The sequence below is a fragment of the Amycolatopsis sp. NPDC004079 genome, from assembly GCF_040610415.1.
Lineage (GTDB): Bacteria > Actinomycetota > Actinomycetes > Mycobacteriales > Pseudonocardiaceae > Amycolatopsis > Amycolatopsis halotolerans.
Genome location: NZ_JBEXMH010000087.1, coordinates 23,047 through 29,721, shown reverse-complemented (window position 1 = coordinate 29,721; position 6,675 = coordinate 23,047). Strand labels below are relative to the sequence as shown.

The window sequence follows — 6,675 nt, the reverse complement described above, 5'->3', positions numbered from 1 at the left end:
CTACGCCTAATTGCGGCGGGGGGTTGATTTTCAAGGCATCTTTCCCGCCTTGACAAGCACCCGCCGTCCGTCAGCACAATCAAGCTTCGGGGTGCCCCACGCAACCACCGCGGCAATGTCGCCCCCAGGCGACGAGCCGAAACTCACCCCAACCGCCGCCCAAGATCCTCCCGCCCGTTCCAAGCCGTCATCAACGCGTAAACCAAACACGTCACCAACGGCGCGGCCAGCACCACCCACCCGGTCTCGATCCGAGGCGCCTGCTCAACCACCGCCCCCAGCGCGGGCGGCGCGTCCACCGAATACTTCGAGTTGGCGAACGCGGGCCCCATCTGCGTCCCCAGCCAAGCCGCGACCAACGCCCCGCCGGCAGCCGCGACCAGCACCACCGGCCCGCGCCGCTCCCGCAGGAACCACACCACCAGCCCGATCAGCAACCCGGTCGCCATCGCGAGAAACCCGAACACGGCGAGATCGTCAAACCGATGCCAGCTCTCCAGCTCCAACGCAGCCAGCTGACCGTTGGTGCTGATCACCCGAACCCGCTCGGCCGGAGCCAGCAGAGACCACAACCAGCCCATCGGAATCCCCAGCAACGCGGCAGTCGACAAGACGCTCACCGCGGGGAGAAGATCGGCCTTCACCACCACCCGAGGACGCTGCGGCGGAAACAACACCGGCACCGACCACCCCTCGGCAACCGCCGACGACCGATGCGCCGCCTTTCCCGCGGAATCGACCACCGGGGACTCCCTTCTGTATTTTTTGCCGCGACTTCGTCGCGGCGGAGAAATCGCCTTCATCCGGTTTCTTCCCTCCCGATCCGCTCGGCCCGGGGGGCCGATCGGATCGCTCAGTCCAGAAACCGGGGCGATTTCTCGGTGGGGGCGAGTTGGGGTTTCAAGGTACTTGGGGTTGCTTGGGTTTGTGCGGAAGGCCAGGGGGTGTCATGGGTGGGTTGAGGAAGGAAGGGTGATCCGCACTGGCGAGAGGGAGCGTAGGTCTCCGCAGGGCGTCAGTTTTGGGTGGAGGCGGTGGCGGTGAAGGCTTCCGGGTCGAATTCGCCGCCGAACCACGGGGACAAGCCCAGGCGGGCCTGCTCGGCGAAGGTGTCGCGATCGGCGGCGCCCAATCCGGCGGGGAGGGCGCCCAGCAGCGGGGCGCCGGCGGCGACCGGCAGGTCACGGAGGTTTTCCAGGGCGGCCAGGTCGGGGACGGTGGGCCAGGAGCCGATGACGACGCCCACGACGTTCAGGCCCCGTCGGGTAGCGACTTCGGCGGTCAGCGCAGTGGTGTTGAGCGTGCCCAGTCCGGCTTGGGCTACCAAAACCACCGGGGAGCCCAGCGACCAGGCGACATCCGCCAGCGTGCTCCCCTGCGCATCGAACCGGACCAGCAGCCCGCCCGCGCCCTCGACCAGCGTCAGGTCGTGCGTGGCGTCCAGCTCGCTCGCGGCGGCGGCGATCTCGCCGGGGCCGACGGCCGGGAGCCCGGAGCGGCGGGAAGCGGCTTCCGGGGAGAGCGGATCCGGGTAGCGCCGCAGTTCGCGGATCGTCAGGTCCTTGCCCGCCAGCCGCACCACCTCGGCGAGGTCGCCTGCCTCCCCGGGGAGCACGCCGGTCTGTGCGGGTTTCAGCACCGCGACGCGTTGTCCCTGCGCGAGGGCCAGCGCCGCGATCGCCGCAGTGGCGACCGTTTTGCCGACGTCGGTCCCGGTTCCGGTCATCACGAGCGTCGTCACGAGCCATCAAGATATTGACGTGCTCCCCGATGTCAACACTCGGGGTTCCCTCGCGCGCACCAGAGGGCACGCGCGAGGGCCCAAGTCAGCCGGCGGGAGCCGCCGCGGGCGCTCCGGCGGCCACGAACTCCCCCGTCGCCGGGTCGGACAGGTAGACCTGCGCCTCGCCGACGTCGAAGTACAGCCCGGTCAGCGCCAGCTCCCCGCGTGCTTCGGCCTCGGCCACCAGCGGATATTGCCGCAGATGCGTCAGCTGCTGCAGGACGTTGTGCAACGCCAGCCGGTCCGGTTCGCGCTCCGGGCGTTCCCCGTCGAGGGTCACCGCCCCGGCCCGCTTGCGGCTCGGTTCGGCGTGCACCAGCCAGGTCGCCAGCGCGGTGTCCGCGGGCGGACCGCTGGCCAGCGCGCCCATCGCGCCGCACGAGGAGTGCCCGCACACCACGATTTCCCGCACGCCCAGCACCCCGACCGCGAATTCGATCGCCGCGTTGGTCGACGGATCGGCCTGCCCGGGCGGCACCAGGTTGCCGATGTTGCGGATGGTGAACAGGTCGCCCGGACCGGAGGTGGTGATCAGGTTCGGCACGATCCGCGAATCACCGCAGGTGATGAACAGCGTGTGCGGCTGCTGAGCGTGCGCGAGACCGCTGAGGACGTCCTTGAGCAGCGGCGCGGCCCGGCGCTGGAACTCGGTCGCGCCCCGGTGCGTGCGCTGCCCGGGGACCCGCACGTCCACGGCCTGCCAGGCCGACCACGGAGCCAGCCACCTGGGCATCGCGCCGGCCGCCGCGGTGCGCCGGAGCGTCGGACGGCCTTCCTTGCCCTTGGCGAACCACGGATGCCCGATCTCGTCGACGACCACCGTGCCGCCGGTCCGCTCGTGCGCCTGCTGCCAGGCGGAAAGGCTTTCGAACGCCGCGTGGTCGAGGTAATCGGCGACCAGCTCCAGCGTCACCTTCGACCCCTCCGGGATCGTGCCCAGCACCTTCGTCAACCGCGGCACCGACAGGAACGTCAGCACGCCTTCGACGATCACGCGCCATTCGCCGCTGTGCTGCTCGGCGTGCACGCCCGACCACACGGTGCGGCGCAGCATCAGCAGCACCGCCAGCACGATCCCGGCGAGCACGCCGGTCAGCAGGTCAAACACGACCACCCCGGCGACAGTCACCAGGTAAAGCGGCAGATCGCCGTGTCGCAGCACCTGCCGCAGATGTCCGGGATTCACCAGCTTCGCGCCGACGTGCACGAGCAGCCCGGCCAGCGCGGCCAGCGGAATCGACTTCAGCACCCCGGCGAGCGCGACCACGAAGACCAGCACCCACACGCCGTGCAGGATCGCCGACGCCCGCGTGCGCGCCCCGGCCGCGACGTTCGTGGAACTGCGCACGATCACGCCGGTGACCGGTAGCCCGCCGAGGGTGCCGGACACCATGTTCGCCGCGCCCTGGCCGATCAGCTCGCGGTTCAGGTTGGCGCGCGGACCGTTCTGCAGTTTGTCCACCGCGACCGCGGACAGCAGGCTCTCGACGCTGGCGATCAGCGCGATCGTGACCACCGCGACCGCGACCTGGCCCCATCCGCCGTCCGGCAGCTGCGGCGCGAAGCGGATCTGCAGCAGATCGCCGGACAGTTCGACGCGCGGCAGCGTCATCCCGGCGGCCAGGGACACGAGCGTCGCGACGGCGATCGCCGCCAGCGGACCGGGGATTTTCTTGACCTGCTTGGGCAATTTCGGCCAGATCAGCAGGATAGCGAGGGTCAGGACGCCGATCAGCGCGGCGGCGTCGTGGTGGGCGACGATCTGGGCGGGCAGCTGGGCGATGTTCTCCAGCGCCGAACTCTGCGCCTTTCCGCCGAGCAGCACGTGCAGCTGGCCCAGCACGATCGTGACGCCGATCCCGGCGAGCATCCCGTGCACGATCGCCGGCGAGATGGCCAGCGCCGCCCGCGCGACGCGGCTCAGGCCGAACAGGATCTGCAGCGCACCGGCAAGGACAGTGATCAGGCAGGTGACCGCCCACCCGAAGGTGGAAATCGTCTCGGCCATCAGCACGGTGAGCCCGGCGGCGGGCCCGCTGACCTGCAGCGGAGAGCCGCCGAGCGCACCGGCGACCACGCCGCCGACCACGGCGGCGATCAGCCCGGCGACGATCGGCGCGCCGGACGCGAGGGCGATCCCGAGCGAAAGCGGGACCGCGACGAGGAAGACCACGAGCGAGGCGGGCACGTCGTGGCGAAGCACGGCAAGTCGTCTCATGATCACCAGGAAACCGGGATCCCTGTGAAATGTCCGCTATGTCCCACCCTATGGAGTGGATCTTTATCGAATTACCCACGATCGGGTTGTGCGACTAGGCTTGGTCCACTACGTGCAGCCAGGCAAAACCCGAAGAAACTTCAGGCTTTCGCCGCGGCAGCCAGCATCGCCCCCGTGATCACCGCCAGGTCGGCGCCGGTGCTGATGTACGGCGGCATCGCGTAGATCAGGTCCCGGAACGGCCGCAGCCACGCGCCCTCAGCCGTCACCACTTCGGTCGCGACGCCCATGTCCACCTCGTGATCGAGCTGCAGCACGCCGATCGCGCCCAGCACCCGCACATCCACGACGTGCGGCAGCTCCCGGGCCGGCTCAAGTCCTTGGCGCAGCGCGGTTTCGATCCGCGCCACATCGGACTGCCATTGGCCTTCAGCCAGCAAACCGAGCGAAGCGTTGGCGACCGCCGAAGCCAGCGGATTTCCCATGAACGTCGGGCCATGCGCGAGCACCGGCAGCTCTCCACGCGTGATGCCGTCAGCGATTTCGGGCGTGCACAACGTGGCGGCCATCGTCAGATAGCCCCCGGTCAGCGCCTTGCCGACGCACAGCACGTCGGGCGTCACGCCAGCGTGCTCGGCCGCGAAAAGCCTTCCAGTACGGCCGAATCCGGTCGCGATCTCGTCGAACACCAGCAGTACGTCGTGTTCACGAGTCAGCTCCCGCAGCGCTAGCAGGTAGCCGGGATGGTGAAACCGCATGCCGCCCGCGCCTTGCACCACCGGTTCCACGATCACCGCGGCCAGTTCGTCCGCGTGCTGCTCGATCGCCTTCGCCAGTTCGTCCACATAGGACTGATCGACCTCAGTGCCGAACCCGGACGGCGGCGATGGCACGAAAACCTGGTCCGGCAGCACTCCGCGCCACAGCGAATGCATGCCGCCGTCCGGATCGCAGACGCTCATCGGGGTGAACGTGTCGCCGTGATAGCCGCCGCGCCAGGTCAGCAGCCGGTGTTTGCCGGGCAGCCCGCGAGAACGCTGGTACTGCAGGCACATTTTCACCGCGACCTCGACCGAAACCGAGCCCGAATCGCACAGGAAGACGTGTTCAAGCCCGTCCGGAGTCAGGTCAACGAGCGTCTTCGCGAGCGTGATCGCCGGTTCGTGCGTGAGCCCGCCGAACATCACGTGGCTCATCCGCCCGGCCTGCTGCGCCAGCGCGGCGTCGAGCACCGGATTCCGGTACCCGTGCACCGCCGCCCACCAGGACGACATGCCGTCGACCAGTTCCCGTCCGTCGGCGAGCTTCAACCGCACCCCGCTGGCCTCTTCCACGAGAAGAGGCGGCACGCGGCCCGGCATCGGCGCGTAGGGATGCCAGACGTGCGCGGCGTCGAGGGCGAGGAGATCGGCAGCACTGGTTTCCACCCGCCGACCCTAACCGGGCGGCGGGCGGAACCGCAGTGACAGCCGCTACGCCCCCTTCGTCCGCACCGGCAGCGCCAGCACGCCGTGCACCAGCGAACTCGGCCGGTAGACGATGTCCTCGGCGGGCACGGCCAGGCTCAGCTCCGGGAACCGCGTCAGCAGCGAGCCCAGCGCGATCTCCGCCTCCAGCCGGGCCAGCGGCGCGCCGACGCAGTAGTGGATGCCGTGCCCGAACGCGAGGTGCCCGCCGGGCGGACGCGTGACGTCGAGCGTGTCCGGGTCGGGGAACTTCTCCGGGTCGCGGTTGGCCGCCAGCAGCGAAATGTTGAGGAATTCGTCGGTCGGGATGGTGACACCGTCCGCCTCGATCTCCTTGACCGTGTAGCGCAGTGTCGCGAAGTTGATCGGCCCGTCGAACCGGAGGAATTCCTCGACCGCGCCGGGCATCAAGCTCGGGTCGGCGCGCAGTTTCTCCGCCTGCTCGGGCGCGCGCAGCAACGCGAAGACGGCGTTGGCGATCAAGTTGACCGTGGTCTCGTGTCCGGCGATCAGCAGCAGGAACGCCATCGAGATCAGTTCGTCCCCGTCGAGGGAATCGCCTTCGTCGCTGGCGTGCACGAGGTCCGAGAGCAGGTCTTCGGCCGGTTCGGCGCGTTTGCTCTCGACCAGCTGCTGCAGGTAGCTCTGCATCTCGCCCGCCGCCACGGCTTGGGCTTCCTCGTCCGCGGCGAACGACAGCAACAGGTGCGACCAGGCGGTGAACTCGCCGCGGTCCTCGATCCGCACGCCGAGCAGTTCGCAGATGACGGTGATCGGCAACGGCTCGGCGAACGCCTGCACCAGGTCGACCTGCTCGTGCCCCGCCATTTCGTCCAGCAGCGAGTCGGCGATCTCCTGGATCCGCGGCCGCAGCCGGGCCACGGTGCGGGAGGTGAACGCCTTGTTCACCAGCTTGCGCAGCCGGGTGTGGTCCGGCGGATCGCTGTTGAGCATGTGCCGGGTGAGCAGGGTGCCGAAGTCCGGCCCCTGGACGTCCTGGCCGACCTTCGCCGTGAGCACCCGCTGCACGTCTGTGCTGTCCTTGCTGACGCGCGGATCGTTGAGCAGCTCGCGCGCCTGCTCGTATCCGCTGACCAGGTAGGACGGGATGCCGCGCCGGGCGGTCATCGGGCACACCGCACCGGATTCGCGCCGCCGCGCCAGCCATTCGTGCGTGCTCTGCCAGAATTCCTCGCCCGCGTAAGGGA

Annotated in this window: 5 protein-coding genes; all 5 read right to left on the bottom strand. The window is 69.4% G+C overall.

The annotated features are described in order from the left end of the window. Positions 1 to 143: 143 nt before the first annotated feature. Positions 144 to 743: a DUF2567 domain-containing protein gene (locus tag ABZX37_RS44400; RefSeq protein WP_354750275.1), complete on the bottom strand. Its 600-nt coding sequence runs from the start codon at positions 741 to 743 to the stop codon at positions 144 to 146. 272 nt (positions 744 to 1,015) lie between these two features. Continuing rightward, the gene (bioD, locus tag ABZX37_RS44395; protein ID WP_354750273.1) at positions 1,016 to 1,741 is read right to left on the bottom strand and encodes a dethiobiotin synthase; all 726 of its coding nucleotides are present in this window, start codon (positions 1,739 to 1,741) and stop codon (positions 1,016 to 1,018) included. A gap of 85 nt (positions 1,742 to 1,826) precedes the next feature. After that, positions 1,827 to 4,001 carry a bifunctional SulP family inorganic anion transporter/carbonic anhydrase gene (locus tag ABZX37_RS44390; RefSeq protein WP_354750271.1) on the bottom strand — a complete coding sequence of 725 codons (2,175 nt, stop codon included), beginning with the start codon at positions 3,999 to 4,001 and terminating at the stop codon, positions 1,827 to 1,829. A gap of 140 nt (positions 4,002 to 4,141) precedes the next feature. Continuing rightward, positions 4,142 to 5,428 carry an adenosylmethionine--8-amino-7-oxononanoate transaminase gene (locus ABZX37_RS44385; RefSeq protein WP_354750270.1) on the bottom strand — a complete coding sequence of 429 codons (1,287 nt, stop codon included), beginning with the start codon at positions 5,426 to 5,428 and terminating at the stop codon, positions 4,142 to 4,144. Positions 5,429 to 5,473: 45 nt separating this feature from the next. Further along, on the bottom strand, positions 5,474 to 6,631 hold the full coding sequence (locus ABZX37_RS44380; protein ID WP_354750277.1) for a cytochrome P450: 1,158 nt from the start codon (positions 6,629 to 6,631) through the stop codon (positions 5,474 to 5,476). Between the last annotated feature and the right edge of the window lie 44 nt (positions 6,632 to 6,675).

Excerpts from the sequence above, each read along its gene's own strand:
- ABZX37_RS44390 (WP_354750271.1), bottom strand. The coding sequence starts at position 4,001 with ATGAGACGACTTGCCGTGCTTCGCCACGACGTGCCCGCCTCGCTCGTG.